The organism is uncultured Citricoccus sp. (genome assembly GCF_937871995.1).
GTDB lineage: Bacteria > Actinomycetota > Actinomycetes > Actinomycetales > Micrococcaceae > Citricoccus.
This window is the reverse complement of record NZ_CALMQR010000078.1, coordinates 1-16,927: the sequence shown is the minus strand read 5'-3', so window position 1 is coordinate 16,927 and position 16,927 is coordinate 1. Positions and strand designations below refer to the sequence as shown.

Below are 16,927 nucleotides of genomic sequence, written 5' to 3'. Positions count from 1 at the left end.
ATGGGTCAGAAGATCAACCCGAACGGATTCCGCCTCGGCATCACCACCGACCACGTCTCGCACTGGTTCGCCGACTCCAGCAAGGAGGGCCAGCGGTACAAGGACTTCCTCAAGGAAGACATCAAGATCCGCGAGCTGATGACCGACGGCATGGAGCGCGCCGGCATCTCGAAGGTGGAGATCGAGCGCACCCGTGACCGCGTGCGTGTGGACATCCACACCGCCCGTCCCGGCATCGTGATCGGTCGCCGCGGCGCCGAGGCCGACCGTATCCGCGGCGAGCTCGAGAAGCTCACCAAGAAGCAGATCCAGTTGAACATCCTCGAGGTCAAGAACCCCGAGGTCGACGCCCAGCTGGTCGCCCAGGGTGTGGCCGAGCAGCTCGCCTCGCGCGTGGCCTTCCGCCGCGCGATGAAGAAGGCCATCCAGTCCGCCACTCGCGCCGGTGCCAAGGGCATCCGGATCCAGTGCGCCGGTCGTCTGGGCGGGGCCGAGATGTCCCGCTCGGAGTTCTACCGCGAGGGTCGCGTGCCGCTGCACACCCTGCGGGCGAACATCGACTTCGGCAAGTTCGAAGCCAAGACCACCTTCGGCCGCATCGGCGTGAAGGTCTGGATCTACAAGGGCGACCTGACGGCCAAGGAACTGGCCGCCAAGGAAGCCGCAGCCCCGTCCGGCCGTGGCCGTGGTGGCGAGCGTCGTGGCCCGGGGGGTGGCGGTGACCGCCGTCGCCGTACCGACCGCGCCCCGCGCCAGGACGCCGGCCAGCAGACTGCGCCGCAGGGCGGCGCCGCTGAAGGAGGCAATGCCTGATGCTGATTCCCCGTCGAGTCAAGTACCGCAAGCAGCACCACCCCAAGCGCTCGGGTAACGCCAAGGGCGGCACCGCCGTCACCTTCGGCGAGTGGGGCATCCAGGCCCTGACCCCGGCCTACGTGACGAACCGGCAGATCGAGTCCGCCCGTATCGCCATGACCCGCTACATCAAGCGTGGCGGCAACGTGTGGATCAACATCTACCCGGACCGCCCGCTCACCAAGAAGCCTGCCGAGACCCGCATGGGTTCCGGTAAGGGTTCCCCCGAGTGGTGGGTCGCCAACATCAAGCCGGGCCGTGTGCTCTTCGAGCTGTCCGGCGTCAGCGAGGACGTGGCCCGTGAGGCGCTGCGCCTGGCAATGCACAAGCTGCCCCTGAAGGCACGTATCGTCCGCCGAGAGGGTGGTGAGTGATCATGGCTATCGGTTCGAAGGAACTGAACGTCGAGGCCCTGGACGGCCTGGACAACGCCCGTCTGGCCGAGGAGCTCAAGCGCTCCAAGGAGGAGCTGTTCAACCTCCGGTTCCAGTCGGCCACCGGCCAGCTGGACAACCACGGCCGTCTGAAGACCGTCAAGCGGGACATCGCCCGGATCTACACGATCCTGCGGGAGCGCGAGCTCGGGATCCGCGAGGACGTCGAGGCTCCGGCCGAGGACGTGGCGGCCGAGAAGACCGACAAGAAGGCCGCCCGCAAGGCTGCCAAGACCGAGAAGACCGAGGAGGAGGCCAAGTGACCGAGAACGCGAACACCGAGTCTGCGAACACCCAGACCGAGGCCAGCGCCCGCGGCTACCGCAAGTCCCTCCGTGGCGTCGTGGTCTCCGACAAGATGGACAAGACCATCGTCGTCGAGGTCCAGGACCTGAAGAAGCACGCGCTGTACGGCAAGGTCATGCGTACGTCGAAGAAGCTCAAGGCCCACGACGAGCAGAACACCGCCGGCGTCGGCGACGTCGTGCTGCTCGCCGAGACCCGCCCGCTCTCCGCCACCAAGCGGTGGCGGCTGGTCGAGGTCATCGAGCGCGCCAAGTAAGGCACGCTTCAGCCACGAGGGCCCCGGACTGCAATTAGCAGACCGGGGCCCTCGTGCGCTAGGATGACATGTCTGTGCGCCCTTGTTGGCGGGACTATCCACCCCGCGCGCCAAGGGTTTCGCAAAAAACCTCCCGACCAGCCGCCTCGGCCTTGCCCTGCGGACTGCGGGTCCTGGAACCACCGTTCCCCGTCTGAACCGGGGGTGCGGCACGGACAGGTCCGGCGGACCCGCCACCAGGGGCAGGGGTAAGCAGCCCGGGATGATCAAAATATCCGTTCCGCAAGGCTCGCCCGGCATCGGGGGAGAACCAGCGCGACGACAGGAGTAACTAGTGATTCAGCAGGAGTCGCGGCTCAAGGTCGCCGACAACACCGGTGCCAAGGAGATCTTGACCATCCGTGTTCTCGGTGGTTCCGGACGCCGCTACGCAGGCATCGGCGACACCATCGTCGCCACCGTCAAGGACGCCATCCCCGGCGGCAACGTCAAGAAGGGCGACGTCGTCAAGGCCGTCATCGTCCGGACCAAGAAGGAGCGCCGTCGTCCCGACGGTTCCTACATCAAGTTCGACGAGAACGCCGCCGTCATCCTCAAGACCGACGGCGAACCGCGCGGCACCCGCATCTTCGGCCCCGTGGGCCGCGAGCTGCGCGACAAGAAGTTCATGAAGATCGTGTCGCTGGCACCGGAGGTGATCTGACCACCATGGCAAAGATCAAGAAGGACGATCTCGTCCAGATCATCGCCGGCAAGGACAAGGGCAAGCAGGGCAAGGTCCTGCGGGTCTTCCCGTCCCGTGACCGCGTGCTCGTGGAGGGCGTGAACCGCGTCACCAAGCACCTGCGTGCCGGCCAGAACAACCAGGGTTCCACCGAAGGCGGCCTGCAGGTCGTCGAGGCCCCGGTCCACATCTCCAACGTGGCCGTCGTGGATCCCGAGACCAAGAAGCCGACCCGCGTGGGCTACCGCTTCGAGACCGTGGAGAAGAACGGCGAGACCAAGACCGTCAAGGTCCGGTTCGCCAAGTCCTCCGGAAAGGAGCTGTGATGACTGAGGTGCAGACTGCAGACACCACCGCTGCCCCGACGGTGACCCCGCGCCTGAAGACGAAGTACCGCGAGGAGATCAAGGCTGCCCTGCAGTCCGAGTTCCAGTACGGCAACGTCATGCAGGTCCCCGGCCTGGTCAAGGTCGTCGTGAACATGGGCGTCGGCGAGGCCGCGAAGGACTCGAAGATCATCGACGGCGCGATCCGCGACCTGACCCTGATCACCGGCCAGAAGCCGCAGGTCACCAAGGCCCGCAAGTCGATCGCCCAGTTCAAGCTGCGCGAGGGCATGCCGATCGGCACCCACGCCACGCTGCGCGGGGACCGCATGTGGGAGTTCCTGGACCGCCTGGTCACCTTCGCGCTGCCGCGTATCCGTGACTTCCGCGGCCTGAGCCCGAAGCAGTTCGACGGCAACGGCAACTACACCTTCGGCCTGTCTGAGCAGTCGGTCTTCCACGAGATCGACCAGGACAAGATCGACCGCGTGCGCGGCATGGACATCACCGTGGTGACCACCGCCAAGAACGACGACGAAGGGCGCGCGCTGCTCAAGGCGCTCGGCTTCCCGTTCCAGACGACCGACAAGAAGTAAGTATCTACGTCGCAGGTCCCCACCGGTGAACCGGGAAGGGAAACCGTGACGAGGAAGGGCACGAAGCCCACATGACCATGACAGATCCTGTCGCAGACATGCTCACGCGTCTGCGCAACGCCAACTCGGCCTACCACGACTCCGTCGAGATGCCGTCTTCCAAGCTGAAGATCCGCGTCGCCGACATCCTCAAGGCCGAGGGCTACATCGCCGACTACAAGGAAGAGGACGCCCAGGTGGGCAAGAAGCTCGTCATCGAGCTGAAGTTCGGTCCTCAGCGCGAGCGGGCCATCGCCGGCCTGCGCCGCATCTCCAAGCCCGGTCTGCGCGTGTACGCCAAGTCCACGAACCTCCCGCACGTGCTGGGCGGCCTGGGTATCGCCATCCTGTCCACCTCCTCCGGTCTGCTCACCGACCGTCAGGCAGCCAAGAAGGGCGTGGGTGGGGAAGTCCTCGCCTACGTCTGGTAAACGGCAGACGGAAGAAAGGTAGAACAGCATGTCACGTATTGGACGTCTTCCGATCACCGTGCCGTCCGGCGTCGATGTCACCATCGACGGTGCGACCGTGTCCGTCAAGGGCCCGAAGGGTGAACTGAGCCACCAGGTGGCCACCCCCATCGAGGTCTCCCTCGAGGAGGGCACCCTGACGGTGACCCGCCCGAACGACGAGCGCGAGTCCCGGTCCCTGCACGGACTGACCCGTACCCTCATCGACAACATGATCGTGGGGGTGACCAACGGCTACGAGAAGCAGCTGGAGGTCATCGGCACCGGTTACCGCGTGCTGGCCAAGGGCTCGGACCTCGAGTTCGCCCTCGGCTACTCGCACCCCGTTCCCGTCAAGGCCCCCGAAGGCATCGCCTTCAAGGTCGAGGGCAACAAGGTGACCGTGTCCGGCATCGACAAGCAGCGCGTCGGCGAGACCGCCGCGAACATCCGCAAGCTGCGCAAGCCCGACCCGTACAAGGGCAAGGGCGTGCGTTACGCCGGCGAGGTTATCCGCCGCAAGGCCGGAAAGGCAGGTAAGTAATGTCCACGCTGAAAGTGAAGGGCAAGGGCAAGTACGTCTCCCGTACCCGCCGCCACCTCCGCGTCCGCAAGCGGATCTCCGGCACCGCCGTGCGTCCGCGCCTGGTCGTCAACCGCTCCGCACGGCACATGTTCGTGCAGGTCGTGGACGACACCCGCGGTGTGACCCTGGCCTCCGCCTCCACCATGGAGGCCGACGTGCGCGCCCTCGAGGGCGACAAGTCCGCCAAGGCCAAGCGGGTCGGCGAGCTCGTTGCCGAGCGCGCCAAGGCTGCCGGCATTGAGGCCGTCGTGTTCGACCGCGGCGGCAACAAGTACCACGGCCGCGTGGCCGCCGTCGCCGACGGCGCCCGGGAAGGTGGGCTGCAGCTGTGAGCGAGACCAACAACGAGAAGGGCACTCAGGTGACCGAAAGCACTGAGAACACTGCCGCCGGCACCGTCTCGGAGACCTCTGCCGGTTCGGCGAGCCAGTCGACCGAGGCCGGCCGCGGCGGTCGCGGTTCCGACCGCAACGACCGCGGTGGTCGCGGTGGCAACGACCGTGGTGGTCGTGGCGGCCGTGGTGGTCGTGACGACCGCGGCGGCCGCGGTGGGCGCGACGACGACCGGGACAAGTTCCTCGAGCGCGTCGTGAACATCAACCGCGTCTCCAAGGTCGTCAAGGGCGGCCGCCGGTTCTCCTTCACCGCCCTGGTGGTCGTCGGTGACGGCGACGGCATGGTCGGCGTCGGCTACGGCAAGGCCAAGGAAGTTCCCGCGGCCATCTCCAAGGGCGTGGAAGAGGCCAAGAAGAACTTCTTCCGCGTCCCGCGCGTCGGGTCCACCATCCCGCACCTGGTGCAGGGTGAGGACGCCGCCGGCGTCGTGCTGCTGCGTCCGGCCTCCCCGGGTACCGGCGTGATCGCCGGTGGTCCGGTGCGCGCCGTGCTGGAGTGCGCCGGTGTCCACGACGTGCTGTCCAAGTCGATGGGTTCCTCGAACGTGATCAACATCGTGCGCGGTACCGTCGACGCCCTGAAGAGGCTTGAGGAGCCCCAGGCCGTGGCTGCCCGTCGTGGCAAGTCGCTGGACGAGGTCGCTCCCCACGCCATGCTCCGCACCATGGAGCAGGATCGTGCGAAGAAGAAGGCAGGTGTGGCGGCGAATGGCTGATAACACCAACAACGGAAGCACCCGTAAGAACGTGGTGGTCAGCGACGCGACGCTCGCGATCACCCAGGTGAAGTCCGTCATCGGCGGAAAGCAGAACCAGCGGGACACCCTGCGGTCCCTGGGCCTGAAGCGGATCGGCCACACGGTCACCCGCAAGGCCGACCAGGTCACCGTGGGCATGGTCAACACCGTGCCGCACCTGGTGACGGTTGAGGAGGTCAACAATGCCTGACGAGATCCAGAACGCCATCAAGGTCCACGACCTGCGGCCGGCCCCCGGCGCCAAGACCGCCAAGACCCGTGTGGGTCGTGGTGAGGCGTCCAAGGGCAAGACCGCCGGTCGCGGTACCAAGGGCACCAAGGCGCGCTACCAGGTGAAGGCCGGCTTCGAAGGCGGCCAGCTGCCGCTGCAGATGCGCCTGCCGAAGCTGCGCGGCTTCAAGAACCCGTTCAAGGTCGAGTTCCAGGTCGTGAACCTGGACAAGCTGTCGGAGCACTTCCCGGCCGGCGGTGACGTGACCGTGGACGACCTGGTCGCCAAGGGCCTGGTCCGCAAGAACCAGCCGGTGAAGGTCCTCGGGACCGGCGAGATCACCGTGGCCGTGAACGTGAAGGCCAACGCCTTCTCCTCGTCCGCGACCGAGAAGATCTCTGCTGCCGGCGGGTCCACCGAGACCCTCTGACCAGTCCTGATCAGTACTGAGGACGGCCCCCGGGCCGCCGTCGCCACCGTGCATTCGGTGGGGACTGCGGCACGGGGGCCGTCCTGCTTCCGATAGACTCGCCCAGTGGTCCGTGCCGCTTCCCGGCACCACCACGCCACCACCCCACCTCCAGGAGGACGCTTGTTCAGCGCGATTGCCCGGGTTTTCCGGACGCCCGACCTGCGGCGAAAGATCTGGTTCACCCTCGGGATCATCGTCATCTACCGGCTGGGCGCCTTCGTCCCCGCACCCGGGGTGGACTACGGCGCCGTCCAGGTGTGCCTGGCCCAGGGCAACACCTCCGGTGGGCTGTACTCGTTCGTGAACATGTTCTCCGGCGGCGCCATGCTGCAGGTCTCCATCTTCGCGCTGGGCATCATGCCGTACATCACCGCGGCGATCATCGTGCAGTTGCTGCGCGTGGTCATCCCGCGCTTCGAGGAGCTGCAGAAGGAGGGTGCGCAGGGCCAGTCCAAGCTGACCCAGTACACCCGGTACCTGACCATCGCCCTCGGCCTGCTCAACGCCACCACGATCGCCTCGCTGGCCCGCACGGGAGCGCTGCTCGGCTGCAACCTGCCGATCGTCCCGGCCGACAACCTGTGGACCGTGCTGCTGCTGATCGTCACCCTGACCACCGGCACGATCGTCATCATGTGGCTGGGCGAGCTGATCACCGAGAAGGGTGTCGGCAACGGCATGTCCCTGCTGATCTTCCTGTCCATCGCCGCCGGCTTCCCGGCCGGCCTGGGCCAGATCTGGACCACCCAGGGCTGGCGGGTCTTCGGCATCGTGCTGGTGGTCGGACTGCTGACCATCATGGCCGTGGTGTTCGTGGAGGAGTCCCAGCGCCGGATCCCGGTGCAGTACGCCAAGCGCCAGATCGGCCGGCGCACCGTGGGCGGCACCACCACCTACATCCCGATCAAGGTGAACATGGCCGGTGTCATCCCCGTCATCTTCGCGTCCTCGATCATGATGCTCCCGGGCATCCTCATCCAGTTCAACACCCCGCAGGACGGCTCCCCGCCGCCGCAGTGGGTCATCTTCCTCTCCGAGTACTTCGGCACCGGGTCCCACCCGGTCTACATGACGCTGTTCTTCCTGCTCACCATCGGGTTCACGTACTTCTACGTGACGATCACGTTCAACCCGGTGGAGATCAGCGACAACATGAAGAAATACGGCGGCTTCATCCCCGGTGTCCGCGCCGGCCGGCCGACCGAGCGGTACCTCGAGTACGTCATCAGCCGCATCACCTTCCCGGGCGCCCTCTATCTGGGCGTGCTGGCGATGATCCCCATGATCGCGTTCGTGCTGATCAACGCGGACCAGAACTTCCCGTTCGGGGGGATCTCCATCCTCATCATGGTGGGCGTGGCCCTGCAGACCATCAAGCAGATCAATGCACAGATGGAGCAACACAACTACGAGGGGCTGCTGCGCTAGCAGGTAGCATTCCCCGTGACCCCATCCGTCCTTCCCTGAAGGAAACTGAGCCGCGATCCGTCCGGATCCGATCCTCCGTATCGACAGTAAGGAACCACCATGACCCGAATGCTGATCATGGGCCCTCCCGGGTCCGGCAAGGGCACGCAGGCCGCCCGTATCGCGGACAAGCTCGGCATCGTGGCCATCTCCACGGGCGACATCTTCCGGTACAACGTCAAGGAGATGACGGAACTCGGCAAGGAGGCCAAGGTCTTCATCGACAACGGTGACTTCGTCCCGGACGACGTCACGAACCGCATGGTGGCGGACCGCCTGACGCACTCGGACGCCGAGCGCGGCTTCCTGCTCGACGGCTACCCCCGCACCGCGGGCCAGGTCAAGGCGCTGGACGCGATGCTGGCCGAGTCCGGCCAGGAGCTCGCGGTGGTCGTGGAGCTGACCGTCCCGGACGAGGAGCTCGTCACCCGCCTGCTGCACCGCGCGGAGGTCGAGGGCCGCGCCGACGACACCGCAGAGGTCATCCAGCACCGCCTGGACCTGTACCACGAGGAGACCGCCGCCGTGATCGAGTCCTACGCGGACCGCGGCATCGTCACCCGCGTGGACGGCACCGGCCAGATCGACGACGTCACCGAGCGCCTGCTGCAGGCCGTGTACTCCGTGCGTGAGCGCACCGGCAGCATCCCGGCCGTGTCCACGGTCGACGCCGGCGACGCCGAGTCCTGAGCGCTCACCCATGCTGAACCGCCGCCAGGTCGAGCTGAAGACCGTCCCGCAGATGCAGACCATGCACCGCGCGGGACTGGTCCTGCACCGCGCCCTGGACGCCGCCGTCGCCGCCGCGGTCCCCGGGACGACAACGGCCGCCGTCGACGCCGTCTTCGCCGGGGTCCTGGCGGAGGCCGGCGCGACGCCGAACTTTCTGGGTTACTACGGCTACCCGGCCACCATCTGCGCCTCGGTGAACGAGGAGGTGGTGCACGGGATCCCGGGCGACCGGGTGCTGCAGGCCGGGGACGTGCTGAAGATCGACGGCGGCTGCATCATCGACGGCTGGCACTCGGACTCCGCGCGGACGGTCATCCTGGGCAGCTCGGCGGCCGGGACCGCCGATCCCGAGGACGAGCGGCTCTCCGAGATCACCCGCCAGGCGCTGTGGGTGGGCATCGCGGCCCTGGCCACGGCCAAGTACGTGGGGGACATCGGGGACGCGATCGACGACTTCGTCAGCTCGCAGCCGGGCGCCCCGCTGGGCATCCTGCAGGACTACGTGGGCCACGGCATCGGCACCGCCATGCACCAGGCCCCGGACGTGCTCAACTACCGCTCGAAGCACCGCGGGCCGAAGGTCAAGCCGGGCCTGTGCCTGGCGATCGAGCCCATGCTGGTGCGCGGTTCGCTCGAGACGGACGTGCTGGAGGACGACTGGACCGTCGTCACCCGGGACGGCGCGCGCGCCAGCCAGTGGGAGCACTCGGTGGCGCGCCACCGCGGTGGCATCTGGGTCCTCACCGAGCCCGACGGCGGCGCGGCCGGCCTGGCCGCGCACGGCGTGGTTCCGGTGCCCCTCGGCGAGTGACCGGTAGATTCCTCCCCGTGGCCTGCTGATTTCCCTTCCTCCACCAAAGCCAGTACCATAGATTGCTGGTTGTCTCTACGGTGCGTGTCCACGCCCCGATCGGGCAATTGGAAACATCCCCGTCCGTCCTCCCGCCGCCGTGGCCCCGTGTCACCGGTTGCGGGGAGCGGGCACAACGTAAGTGGAGGACATGGCTAAGAAGGAAGGTGTCATCGAGGTCGAGGGCACGGTCAGCGAGGCATTGCCGAATGCGATGTTCCGCGTCCGCCTGCAGAACGAGCACGTCGTTCTGGCCACGATCTCGGGAAAGATGCGTCAGCACTACATCCGGATCCTCCCTGAGGACCGGGTCGTCGTTGAGCTTAGCCCCTACGACCTCAACCGGGGTCGAATCGTGTACCGCTACAAGTAAACCCACCCACACAACTGCTAACTGAACAGCTAGCGCTGGAGGAGGAACCATGAAGGTTCAGCCGAGCGTGAAGCGGATCTGCGACAAGTGCCAGGTCGTGCGCCGTAAGGGCCGCGTTCTGGTGATCTGCGAGAACCCACGCCACAAGCAGCGCCAGGGCTGACCTCGTCTCACGACGGGATCGTCCACGCGCAGCACCGGTCCTGACGGACCTGGTCCATTCCGGACCGAACAGCAGCACAGCCGGCGTCATCCACGGATGACCACGGCAACCCCTGGACGCAGAGGCCGGGGACCCGAACCGCGTGAGACGCCGGTCGGCGGATTGAGAACCCGGAACTTCGCCGGGACCGCCGTACAGGGCACCGCAGGGAATCCACGTCACGGTGATTCCCGGGGGAGGGGACGTGCTGGTGCAGACCTTTGCTTCAGAAGAACGAGGAGGACGGCCATATGGCACGTCTAGCAGGCGTCGACATCCCGCGCGAGAAGCGCATCGTCATCGCTCTCACGTACATCTTCGGTGTGGGCCAGACCCGCGCCGAGCAGACCCTGGCAGCGACCGGGGTCGACCCGAACACCCGCGTGAAGGATCTCAGCGACGAACAGCTGGTGGCTCTGCGCGATTACATCGAGGCCAACTTCAAGGTCGAGGGCGACCTGCGGCGCGAGGTCGCCGCGGACATCCGCCGCAAGGTGGAGATCGGCTCCTACGAGGGGCTGCGTCACCGTCGTGGACTGCCCGTCCGCGGCCAGCGCACCAAGACCAACGCCCGTACCCGCAAGGGTCCGAAGAAGACCGTCGCCGGCAAGAAGAAGTAACGCTTCCCGGCTCTATCGCCTCGATCCGGGCCTGGCTGGCTGCACGGTTGTGCCGCACAGCGAGTCCGGGTCCCGCCCAGATCCAGCTTTCGTAGGAGACACACATGCCCCCCAAGACACGTGCTGCGGGTGTCCGCAAGCCTCGTCGCAAGGACAAGAAGAACATCACCGTGGGCCAGGCCCACATCAAGAGCACCTTCAACAACACCATCGTGTCCATCACGGACACCACCGGTGCTGTCATCTCGTGGGCCTCGGCCGGCGAGGTGGGCTTCAAGGGTTCGCGCAAGTCCACCCCCTACGCCGCCCAGATGGCCGCTGAGAAGGCCGCCAAGGCCGCTCAGGAGCACGGGCTGCGCAAGGTCGACGTGTTCGTGAAGGGTCCCGGTTCCGGCCGCGAGACCGCGATCCGTTCGCTGCAGGCCGCCGGGCTCGAGGTGGGCTCCATCTCGGACGTCACCCCCTCCGCCCACAACGGTTGCCGTCCGGCCAAGCGCCGCCGCGTCTGACCCCCGTGCCGAGCGCACGCCCCGGGCGTGCGGTCCTCACTCGAGTTCTCTCGTGAGGGCCGCCCGTCGCGGGGCGTGCGCGCCGGTGCTTCCAGCCCACCCCATTCGTTTCCACCCATCGTGTGCGTCATATGGCGGACGCTCGCCGAAAGGAAATGTCAGTGCTCATTGCACAGCGCCCCACGCTGACTGAAGAAGTCGTATCCGACAACCGCTCCCGATTCGTCATCGAGCCCCTGGAGCCGGGTTTCGGCTACACCCTCGGCAACTCCCTTCGCCGGACCCTGCTGTCCTCCATCCCGGGCGCTGCTGTCACCAGCATCCGCGTGGATGGGGTGCTGCACGAGTTCAGCACCGTCGCCGGTGTGAAGGAAGACGTCACTGAGGTCATCCTGAACATCAAGAAGCTGTCGGTCTCCTCCGAGCACGATGAGCCCGTCGTGGCGTACCTGCGCAAGCAGGGCCCCGGCGTCGTCACCGCCGCGGACATCACGTCCCCGGCCGGCGTCGAGGTCCACAACCCTGACCTGCACATCGCCACGCTGAACGGCAAGGGCAAGTTCGACATGGAGCTCATCGTCGAGCGTGGCCGTGGTTACGTCACCGCCGCCCAGAACAAGAGCGCGGATGCCGAGATCGGCCGGATTCCGGTCGACTCCATCTACTCTCCGGTCCTGAAGGTCACCTTCAAGGTCGAGGCCACCCGTGTGGAGCAGCGCACCGACTTCGACAGCCTGATCCTCGACGTCGAGACCAAGGAGTCCATGCTTCCGCGTGACGCCGTGGCCTCGGCCGGCACCACCCTGGTGGAGCTGTTCGGGCTGGCTCGCGAGCTGAACGTCGATGCCGAGGGCATCGAGATCGGCCCGAACCCGACGGAGACCGACATCACCACCGATCTGGCCCTGCCGATCGAGGAGCTGGAGATGACCGTGCGCTCCTACAACTGCCTGAAGCGCGAGGGCATCCACACCGTCGGCGAGCTGGTCGCTCGCTCCGAGGCCGACCTGATGGACATCCGGAACTTCGGTGCCAAGTCCATCGACGAAGTCAAGGAAAAGCTGACCGAACTGGGTCTGTCCCTGAAGGACTCCCCGGCTGGCTACGACCCCTCGCTGCACTCCCAGGAGTCGGACGAGGAGTCCTACGGCGCCGAGTACTGAGCCGCCGTACCACCACCCATAGCGTCCTGATGGCCGGCAGCCGTCAGGGTCCATCTGAGGAGAATCACCAATGCCTACCCCCACCAAGGGACCGCGCCTGGGCGGCGGCCCTGCCCACGAGCGGATCATGCTGGCCAACCTCTCGGCCAACCTGTTCGAGCACAAGAAGATCACCACGACGGTGACCAAGGCCAAGCGCCTGCGTCCCTTCGCCGAGCGCCTGATCACCTTCGCCAAGAAGGGTGACCTCGCGTCCCGCCGCAAGGTCCAGGGCATCATCTCGGCGAAGAACCGCACGAACAAGACGATCGTGCACGAGCTCTTCACCGTGATCGCACCGGCCATGGCCAACCGCGAGGGTGGCTACACCCGCATCACCAAGATCGGCAACCGTCACGGCGACAACGCCCCGATGGCCGTCATCGAGCTCGTCATGGAGCCGGTGTCCCCGAAGCAGGCCGTGGTCCAGGAGGCCGAGAAGGCCACCGAGACCGCCGCTCCGGCTGCCCCGGCCGCCGAGACCGAGGCCACCGAGGCTCCGGTCAACGAGGCCGAGACCGCTGAGGCCCCGGCCGCTGAGGCCGATACCCCGGCCGCTGCCGAGACCGAGTCCGCCGACTCCACCGAGGCTCCGGCCGAGGAGAAGTCCGAGGACAAGTGATCCTCACCCGCCGTCCGTGACAGCCCCGCTGTTCGCGACTGCGTCGTTCCGACCCGCTTTCCCCACCTGCGTGGGGGAGGCGGGTCGTTGCGTTGGGGATGGAGGCGGGGGCGGGCCAGGGCCGCGTGGGGGCCGCGGTGCGTGGGCGGGCGACGGGTGGGTCAGACCAGCCCTGAGGCCAGTACGAAGATGGCCCCGCCGTGGGCGACCGTCGACCCGAGGACACCGTGCCGCAACGCCACGATGGCGCAGACGAGTCCTTCGAAGAGCGTGAACGCGACCAGCGGCCAGCCGATATCGGTCACGGTGTAGGCCAGGAACAGGTGTCCGGCAGCGAAGATCAGGCCCGACAGCAGGGCGGCCCTCCAGCGGCCGCTCCGGCCTGGACTCTCGTCCTCCAGGTGCGCCTGGAGGAAGCCGCGGAACAGCACCTCCTCGAGGAGGTTGCCGCACAGGGCGAACACCGCGAGCACGATCAGTAACCCCGCGGGGACGGTGCCGCCGCGGTCCTCGACGGGGATCACCGGCATTCCGCCCGACAATGCCGGAAACCACACACCGATCGTGCCGTACAGCCACAGGAACGGCAGGACGATGACGGCCATGCCCAGCACGCCGGCCAGGACCGAGGTCCACCAACGGCGTCCGGTCCACAGGACGGTCCAGCGCTGTTCCCGGCACGCCAGCACGGCGCCGGCCGCCAACACGAGCGAGGCGACCGCCAGCACGAGCAGCGCGATCGGATCGTCGGTGAACCGCAACCAGAGCCGCGGTATCTCGAACGGGGCGGCCTCCACGGCGGAACCGACGTCCGTCGTGCCGAACTTCCAGAGCCCGTGGGAGGTCATCGCGTCCCGGGCAAAGATGAATCCCAGGATCAGCACCAGGACCCGTACACCGTGGGCCTGACGGGGGAGGAGCATCACGACGACAGACACCAGGATGATGCCCGGCGTGACGGTCAGCAGGTACGACATCCACGGTTCCATGCCTGTCATTCTGCCGTCCCGGCCGCACCGCTCCGGTCTCCGTCCTAGGATGAACCCCATGCCCTCGACGCCCGAAACCGTACCGAGCGACTCGGCGCTTTCTGGCGGAGCACCCTCGGATCCCGCACTCGTCCGCGTCAGGCTGGACCTCGCCTACGACGGCACGGACTACAACGGCTGGGCCACCCAGCCGGGGCTGCCCACCGTCCAGGGGGCACTGGAAGACGGCCTGGGGATGATCATCCGCCGTCCCGTGCGAACGGTCGTCGCCGGTCGCACGGACGCGGGCGTGCACGCTCGGAGACAGGTCGTCCACTTCGACCTGACCGAGGCCGAGTGGCTGGGGGTCACGCGCGGCCGCGAGGGTCTGGATCCGGCGTCGACGCTGGTGCGGCGGCTGTCCGGCGCCCTCAGCCGCGAACACGGGGCCCTGACCATCCACCGCGCCGCACGGGCGCCCGAGGGTTTCGACGCGCGATTCTCCGCCCTGTGGCGGTCCTACAGCTACGCGATCAGCGACGCGCCGGAAACCCGTGACCCCCTGAACCGCCGCTACACGTTTTGGCACAAGACCGCCCTGGACGTCGAGGCGATGCATGCGGAGGCGGTCTCCGTCCTGGGTCTGCACGACTTCCTGACGTTCTGCAGGCCGCGCGACGGGGCCACGACCATCCGGGAACTGCAGGATTTCGGATTCACGCGGGATGCCCCGAGCGGCGTCATCGTCGCCCGGCTGCAGGCCGATGCGTTCTGCCACAACATGGTGCGGGCGCTGGTGGCCGCCGTCATCCAGGTGGGGGAGGGCCGTCACGGACAGGGCTGGGTCGCCGAGCGGTTGGAGGCCATGGTCCGCGACTCGCAGACCAAGCTTGCGCCGCCGCACGCCCTGGTACTGGAACACGTCCGGTATCCGGACGACGGCGCCGACCCGGGTGCCCATGCCGCCCGTGCCGAGGGAACGCGCGCCAAGCGCCGCAGCCACGAAACGGTCGCGCGAGGACGGCCGAACGTCGGCAACGGGTCCTGAAACAACCGCACGGCAGACCACGCTCGCGGGACCCACTACTGCCGCCAGTATCGGTTGCGCTGGGGTCGCTGCCGTGGATCCAGATAGGGAGCCGGTATGAACCACGGCCGCCCGGATCTCATGTCGATCTCCCAGGCGCCGGCGTGCACCGCGTGATGATGATGGTTGCACAGCAGTACCCCGTTGTCCGCAGACGTGGGTCCACCCCGTTCCCAGTGCTCCACGTGGTGGACATCGCACCACGGTGCAGGAATGCCGCATCCCGGTGCAGCGCAACCGCCGTCCCTGGCAGCGATGGCCTGACGGAGCCGTGCGGGGAAGAGCCGCTGGGCCCGTCCGACGTCAAGCACCTGGCCGTCACCACCCAGGACCACCGGCAGGATGTCCGCGTCGCAGGCCAGGGTGCGGATGTTCTGTGGGTGGACCGTCCCGGTGAAGGCAGCATGCGACTGGAACCGGGCCAGGTCCTCCACGGTGATGGTTCCCGTGTCCACGAGATCCCGCAGCAGCGTCCGGTAATCGATAGTCACGGCCACCTGGGGGCGCATCCCGCCCGTCCAGGGGAGGGTCTTGCTGTCGGCCACGGCGAGGCCTCCGGACAGGCAGGCAATCAGGCCGTCGAGCCGCTTCTGGTTGTCCGTGCGCGGATCGGTCGGTGGTTCGGTATCGCCGTCGTCGGCCTCCGCTCCACGCGCGGCCTGCCCGGGTTCGGGGCTGTTCTGCCGGGCCCGGGGATTGGTCGCAGCAGAGGCGATGGTCATGAGGATCTCGTGCTGGGCGTCGTTCGCGGACAGCAACCACTGATGGAAACCGTTGCTCTTGCCCTTGTGCACCAGCCCCTGGAGCCGTGGGGAATCGAGGTCGACCGGTTCCTTCCCGTCAGGATCCACTGCAGCCTCGAAGTGCTTCAACCAGTGATGGCACACCTTCTGCAGGTTTCGCGGGTCCATGGTCTGCCCCTGCTCGACCATGAGGTTTTCGCCCTGGCGGATCATGTGGTCCGCGGCCTGGGGATCGATGCCTGCGCGGTCGGCGATCGTGCGAGCCTCGGCCAGGGTGTTGTTGACGTGGTCGATGGCGGATCGGTCCAGCAGGCCCTCGAGCACGGCGCCGGCGAGCTGGGGAAGCCGAGGAGGCAGAGCCTCGCCCGTCATGGCCCGTGACTCGCAGAGGACGGCGGCATGGCGAAGCCTGCGCCTGCTCTCGGAGATGTCCACGCGAAGCACGCCCCGCAGGTAGTCGGCCGTGTCCCGGAATGCCGTCTTGCCCTCCGGCATCCCGAGCAACCGAGACCTCTCGGCCGGCAGGTCGAAGACCTCCGCCGTGTGGCCCGCCAGGGACATCTGCGCCGCCGTGACGGAGCGGGCCACAGTCTCGAGCGCGTGGTGGAGGGCCGGCAGCGTGAGAGTGGCATCCTCGATGTCAACCCCCGGGAGAGGTCTCCCATCCATCACATCAGCACGGGACGCGCGCGAGGATTGGGCGCAGGGAGTCGACGGTGGCAGGCGGTCCACTGCGGTTTCCGTGCCTGACGAACCATTGGGGTGACGCATGGTTCCACAGTCGCGCTCACGCCCCTCCCGGTGGAGCACGGGAGCGAGTTCGTCCAGTGACCGTGCAGATGAGAGCCTGCGCGTCAGCGACGTGGATGCCGCAGAGGCGAGCCGAATGAGCTCCTCGAGAGGCAGCAGGTCGAGGTCGTCGGCGAGAGGTGCCCCTGGAGTCTCCTGTTCCTGCGCCGTCATGCTGGCCTCCTCCCGGCCTGCCCCGGAGGCTGTTGACCCCGGTTGTAGAACTGATGTTCGAATACATCCATCCCATCACGAGCCTCGTGGAGAGGAAAGCGATTGAGAGAATCTGTGGACGACACGCGGTAAGTGGTCACCTGTGGAGTTCGGAGTGGGGTCGGGCGTCACTCCCGGCTCCC

General features: G+C 67.2%; 25 protein-coding genes. 23 read left to right on the top strand and 2 right to left on the bottom strand.

The window, feature by feature from the left end; translation table 11 throughout:
- The 22 genes from rpsC to rplQ all read left to right on the top strand — a co-directional run bounded on the left by rpsC (position 1) and on the right by rplQ (position 12,984).
- On the top strand, positions 1-813 hold the full coding sequence (gene rpsC, locus Q0283_RS09895; RefSeq protein ID WP_183527544.1) for a 30S ribosomal protein S3: 813 nt from the start codon (positions 1-3) through the stop codon (positions 811-813).
- Complete coding sequence (rplP, locus tag Q0283_RS09890) at positions 813-1,229, top strand: 50S ribosomal protein L16 (protein WP_010145312.1); 417 nt, start codon at positions 813-815, stop codon at positions 1,227-1,229. The genes rpsC and rplP overlap by 1 nt, the downstream gene beginning before the upstream one ends.
- Before the next feature lie 2 nt (positions 1,230-1,231).
- On the top strand, positions 1,232-1,552 hold the full coding sequence (rpmC, locus tag Q0283_RS09885; protein WP_029139313.1) for a 50S ribosomal protein L29: 321 nt from the start codon (positions 1,232-1,234) through the stop codon (positions 1,550-1,552).
- Positions 1,549-1,851, top strand: a complete 303-nt coding sequence (gene rpsQ, locus Q0283_RS09880) for a 30S ribosomal protein S17 (protein WP_010145310.1) — start codon at positions 1,549-1,551, stop codon at positions 1,849-1,851. The genes rpmC and rpsQ overlap by 4 nt, the downstream gene beginning before the upstream one ends.
- Before the next feature lie 334 nt (positions 1,852-2,185).
- Positions 2,186-2,554 (top strand): 50S ribosomal protein L14, encoded by a 369-nt coding sequence (rplN, locus tag Q0283_RS09875; protein WP_010145309.1) that lies wholly within the window; start codon positions 2,186-2,188, stop codon positions 2,552-2,554.
- A 5-nt stretch (positions 2,555-2,559) separates the two neighbouring features.
- A complete protein-coding gene (rplX, locus tag Q0283_RS09870) occupies positions 2,560-2,901 on the top strand; it encodes a 50S ribosomal protein L24 (RefSeq protein ID WP_010145308.1) in 342 nt (113 codons plus the stop codon).
- Positions 2,901-3,497 carry a 50S ribosomal protein L5 gene (gene rplE, locus Q0283_RS09865; protein WP_010145307.1) on the top strand — a complete coding sequence of 199 codons (597 nt, stop codon included), beginning with the start codon at positions 2,901-2,903 and terminating at the stop codon, positions 3,495-3,497. Before rplX ends, rplE begins: the two co-directional genes overlap by 1 nt.
- Positions 3,498-3,568: 71 nt before the next feature.
- Positions 3,569-3,967 carry a 30S ribosomal protein S8 gene (gene rpsH / locus Q0283_RS09860; protein ID WP_029139312.1) on the top strand — a complete coding sequence of 133 codons (399 nt, stop codon included), beginning with the start codon at positions 3,569-3,571 and terminating at the stop codon, positions 3,965-3,967.
- A 28-nt stretch (positions 3,968-3,995) separates the two neighbouring features.
- On the top strand, positions 3,996-4,529 hold the full coding sequence (rplF, locus tag Q0283_RS09855) for a 50S ribosomal protein L6 (protein ID WP_029139311.1): 534 nt from the start codon (positions 3,996-3,998) through the stop codon (positions 4,527-4,529).
- A complete protein-coding gene (gene rplR, locus Q0283_RS09850) occupies positions 4,529-4,903 on the top strand; it encodes a 50S ribosomal protein L18 (RefSeq protein WP_183527542.1) in 375 nt (124 codons plus the stop codon). Before rplF ends, rplR begins: the two co-directional genes overlap by 1 nt.
- On the top strand, positions 4,900-5,682 hold the full coding sequence (gene rpsE, locus Q0283_RS09845; protein ID WP_010145303.1) for a 30S ribosomal protein S5: 783 nt from the start codon (positions 4,900-4,902) through the stop codon (positions 5,680-5,682). The genes rplR and rpsE overlap by 4 nt, the downstream gene beginning before the upstream one ends.
- Positions 5,675-5,914, top strand: coding sequence for a 50S ribosomal protein L30 (rpmD, locus tag Q0283_RS09840; RefSeq protein ID WP_183527540.1), 240 nt, complete (start codon positions 5,675-5,677; stop codon positions 5,912-5,914). Before rpsE ends, rpmD begins: the two co-directional genes overlap by 8 nt.
- The gene (rplO, locus tag Q0283_RS09835) at positions 5,907-6,365 is read left to right on the top strand and encodes a 50S ribosomal protein L15 (protein WP_183527538.1); all 459 of its coding nucleotides are present in this window, start codon (positions 5,907-5,909) and stop codon (positions 6,363-6,365) included. Before rpmD ends, rplO begins: the two co-directional genes overlap by 8 nt.
- Before the next feature lie 162 nt (positions 6,366-6,527).
- Positions 6,528-7,835 (top strand): preprotein translocase subunit SecY, encoded by a 1,308-nt coding sequence (secY, locus tag Q0283_RS09830; RefSeq protein ID WP_183527536.1) that lies wholly within the window; start codon positions 6,528-6,530, stop codon positions 7,833-7,835.
- Between the two features lie 99 nt (positions 7,836-7,934).
- On the top strand, positions 7,935-8,564 hold the full coding sequence (locus Q0283_RS09825; RefSeq protein ID WP_298044385.1) for an adenylate kinase: 630 nt from the start codon (positions 7,935-7,937) through the stop codon (positions 8,562-8,564).
- A gap of 10 nt (positions 8,565-8,574) precedes the next feature.
- Positions 8,575-9,417 carry a type I methionyl aminopeptidase gene (gene map / locus Q0283_RS09820; RefSeq protein ID WP_183527531.1) on the top strand — a complete coding sequence of 281 codons (843 nt, stop codon included), beginning with the start codon at positions 8,575-8,577 and terminating at the stop codon, positions 9,415-9,417.
- Between the two features lie 190 nt (positions 9,418-9,607).
- The gene (gene infA, locus Q0283_RS09815; protein WP_010080397.1) at positions 9,608-9,829 is read left to right on the top strand and encodes a translation initiation factor IF-1; all 222 of its coding nucleotides are present in this window, start codon (positions 9,608-9,610) and stop codon (positions 9,827-9,829) included.
- A gap of 49 nt (positions 9,830-9,878) precedes the next feature.
- The gene (rpmJ, locus tag Q0283_RS09810) at positions 9,879-9,992 is read left to right on the top strand and encodes a 50S ribosomal protein L36 (protein WP_010145295.1); all 114 of its coding nucleotides are present in this window, start codon (positions 9,879-9,881) and stop codon (positions 9,990-9,992) included.
- A gap of 290 nt (positions 9,993-10,282) precedes the next feature.
- Entirely contained in the window at positions 10,283-10,651 is a 369-nt protein-coding gene (rpsM, locus tag Q0283_RS09805; RefSeq protein ID WP_010145294.1) for a 30S ribosomal protein S13, read from the top strand.
- 104 nt (positions 10,652-10,755) lie between these two features.
- Positions 10,756-11,160, top strand: a complete 405-nt coding sequence (rpsK, locus tag Q0283_RS09800) for a 30S ribosomal protein S11 (protein ID WP_010145293.1) — start codon at positions 10,756-10,758, stop codon at positions 11,158-11,160.
- A 161-nt stretch (positions 11,161-11,321) separates the two neighbouring features.
- Entirely contained in the window at positions 11,322-12,323 is a 1,002-nt protein-coding gene (locus Q0283_RS09795) for a DNA-directed RNA polymerase subunit alpha (protein WP_010145292.1), read from the top strand.
- A gap of 70 nt (positions 12,324-12,393) precedes the next feature.
- Complete coding sequence (gene rplQ, locus Q0283_RS09790; protein ID WP_183527529.1) at positions 12,394-12,984, top strand: 50S ribosomal protein L17; 591 nt, start codon at positions 12,394-12,396, stop codon at positions 12,982-12,984.
- A 161-nt stretch (positions 12,985-13,145) separates the two neighbouring features.
- On the opposite strand, the gene Q0283_RS09785 is transcribed toward rplQ, so the two are convergent.
- Complete coding sequence (locus Q0283_RS09785; protein WP_298044383.1) at positions 13,146-13,973, bottom strand: CPBP family intramembrane glutamic endopeptidase; 828 nt, start codon at positions 13,971-13,973, stop codon at positions 13,146-13,148.
- 58 nt (positions 13,974-14,031) lie between these two features.
- Here Q0283_RS09785 and truA point away from each other — a divergent pair, with 58 nt between their 5' ends.
- Positions 14,032-15,000: a tRNA pseudouridine(38-40) synthase TruA gene (gene truA / locus Q0283_RS09780; protein ID WP_298044381.1), complete on the top strand. Its 969-nt coding sequence runs from the start codon at positions 14,032-14,034 to the stop codon at positions 14,998-15,000.
- 35 nt (positions 15,001-15,035) lie between these two features.
- Here the strand turns inward: truA and Q0283_RS09775 are convergent, their stop codons facing one another.
- The gene (locus Q0283_RS09775; RefSeq protein WP_298044380.1) at positions 15,036-16,745 is read right to left on the bottom strand and encodes an HNH endonuclease signature motif containing protein; all 1,710 of its coding nucleotides are present in this window, start codon (positions 16,743-16,745) and stop codon (positions 15,036-15,038) included.
- Positions 16,746-16,927 lie beyond the last annotated feature (182 nt).

What these genes read in the sequence shown, in the direction of transcription:
- rpmC (WP_029139313.1), top strand. Translation starts at nt 1,232, where the DNA reads ATGGCTATCGGTTCGAAGGAACTGAACGTCGAGGCCCTGGACGGCCTG.
- map (WP_183527531.1), top strand. Translation starts at nt 8,575, where the DNA reads ATGCTGAACCGCCGCCAGGTCGAGCTGAAGACCGTCCCGCAGATGCAG.
- Q0283_RS09785 (WP_298044383.1), bottom strand. Translation starts at nt 13,973, where the DNA reads ATGGAACCGTGGATGTCGTACCTGCTGACCGTCACGCCGGGCATCATC.
- rplF (WP_029139311.1), top strand. Translation starts at nt 3,996, where the DNA reads ATGTCACGTATTGGACGTCTTCCGATCACCGTGCCGTCCGGCGTCGAT.
- rpsK (WP_010145293.1), top strand. Translation starts at nt 10,756, where the DNA reads ATGCCCCCCAAGACACGTGCTGCGGGTGTCCGCAAGCCTCGTCGCAAG.
- rplE (WP_010145307.1), top strand. Translation starts at nt 2,901, where the DNA reads ATGACTGAGGTGCAGACTGCAGACACCACCGCTGCCCCGACGGTGACC.
- infA (WP_010080397.1), top strand. Translation starts at nt 9,608, where the DNA reads ATGGCTAAGAAGGAAGGTGTCATCGAGGTCGAGGGCACGGTCAGCGAG.
- rpmD (WP_183527540.1), top strand. Translation starts at nt 5,675, where the DNA reads ATGGCTGATAACACCAACAACGGAAGCACCCGTAAGAACGTGGTGGTC.
- rplQ (WP_183527529.1), top strand. Translation starts at nt 12,394, where the DNA reads ATGCCTACCCCCACCAAGGGACCGCGCCTGGGCGGCGGCCCTGCCCAC.
- rpmJ (WP_010145295.1), top strand. Translation starts at nt 9,879, where the DNA reads ATGAAGGTTCAGCCGAGCGTGAAGCGGATCTGCGACAAGTGCCAGGTC.
- rplR (WP_183527542.1), top strand. Translation starts at nt 4,529, where the DNA reads ATGTCCACGCTGAAAGTGAAGGGCAAGGGCAAGTACGTCTCCCGTACC.
- rpsC (WP_183527544.1), top strand. Translation starts at nt 1, where the DNA reads ATGGGTCAGAAGATCAACCCGAACGGATTCCGCCTCGGCATCACCACC.
- Q0283_RS09825 (WP_298044385.1), top strand. Translation starts at nt 7,935, where the DNA reads ATGACCCGAATGCTGATCATGGGCCCTCCCGGGTCCGGCAAGGGCACG.
- rpsM (WP_010145294.1), top strand. Translation starts at nt 10,283, where the DNA reads ATGGCACGTCTAGCAGGCGTCGACATCCCGCGCGAGAAGCGCATCGTC.
- rplO (WP_183527538.1), top strand. Translation starts at nt 5,907, where the DNA reads ATGCCTGACGAGATCCAGAACGCCATCAAGGTCCACGACCTGCGGCCG.
- rpsH (WP_029139312.1), top strand. Translation starts at nt 3,569, where the DNA reads ATGACCATGACAGATCCTGTCGCAGACATGCTCACGCGTCTGCGCAAC.
- Q0283_RS09775 (WP_298044380.1), bottom strand. Translation starts at nt 16,745, where the DNA reads ATGACGGCGCAGGAACAGGAGACTCCAGGGGCACCTCTCGCCGACGAC.
- rplP (WP_010145312.1), top strand. Translation starts at nt 813, where the DNA reads ATGCTGATTCCCCGTCGAGTCAAGTACCGCAAGCAGCACCACCCCAAG.
- truA (WP_298044381.1), top strand. Translation starts at nt 14,032, where the DNA reads ATGCCCTCGACGCCCGAAACCGTACCGAGCGACTCGGCGCTTTCTGGC.
- rplX (WP_010145308.1), top strand. Translation starts at nt 2,560, where the DNA reads ATGGCAAAGATCAAGAAGGACGATCTCGTCCAGATCATCGCCGGCAAG.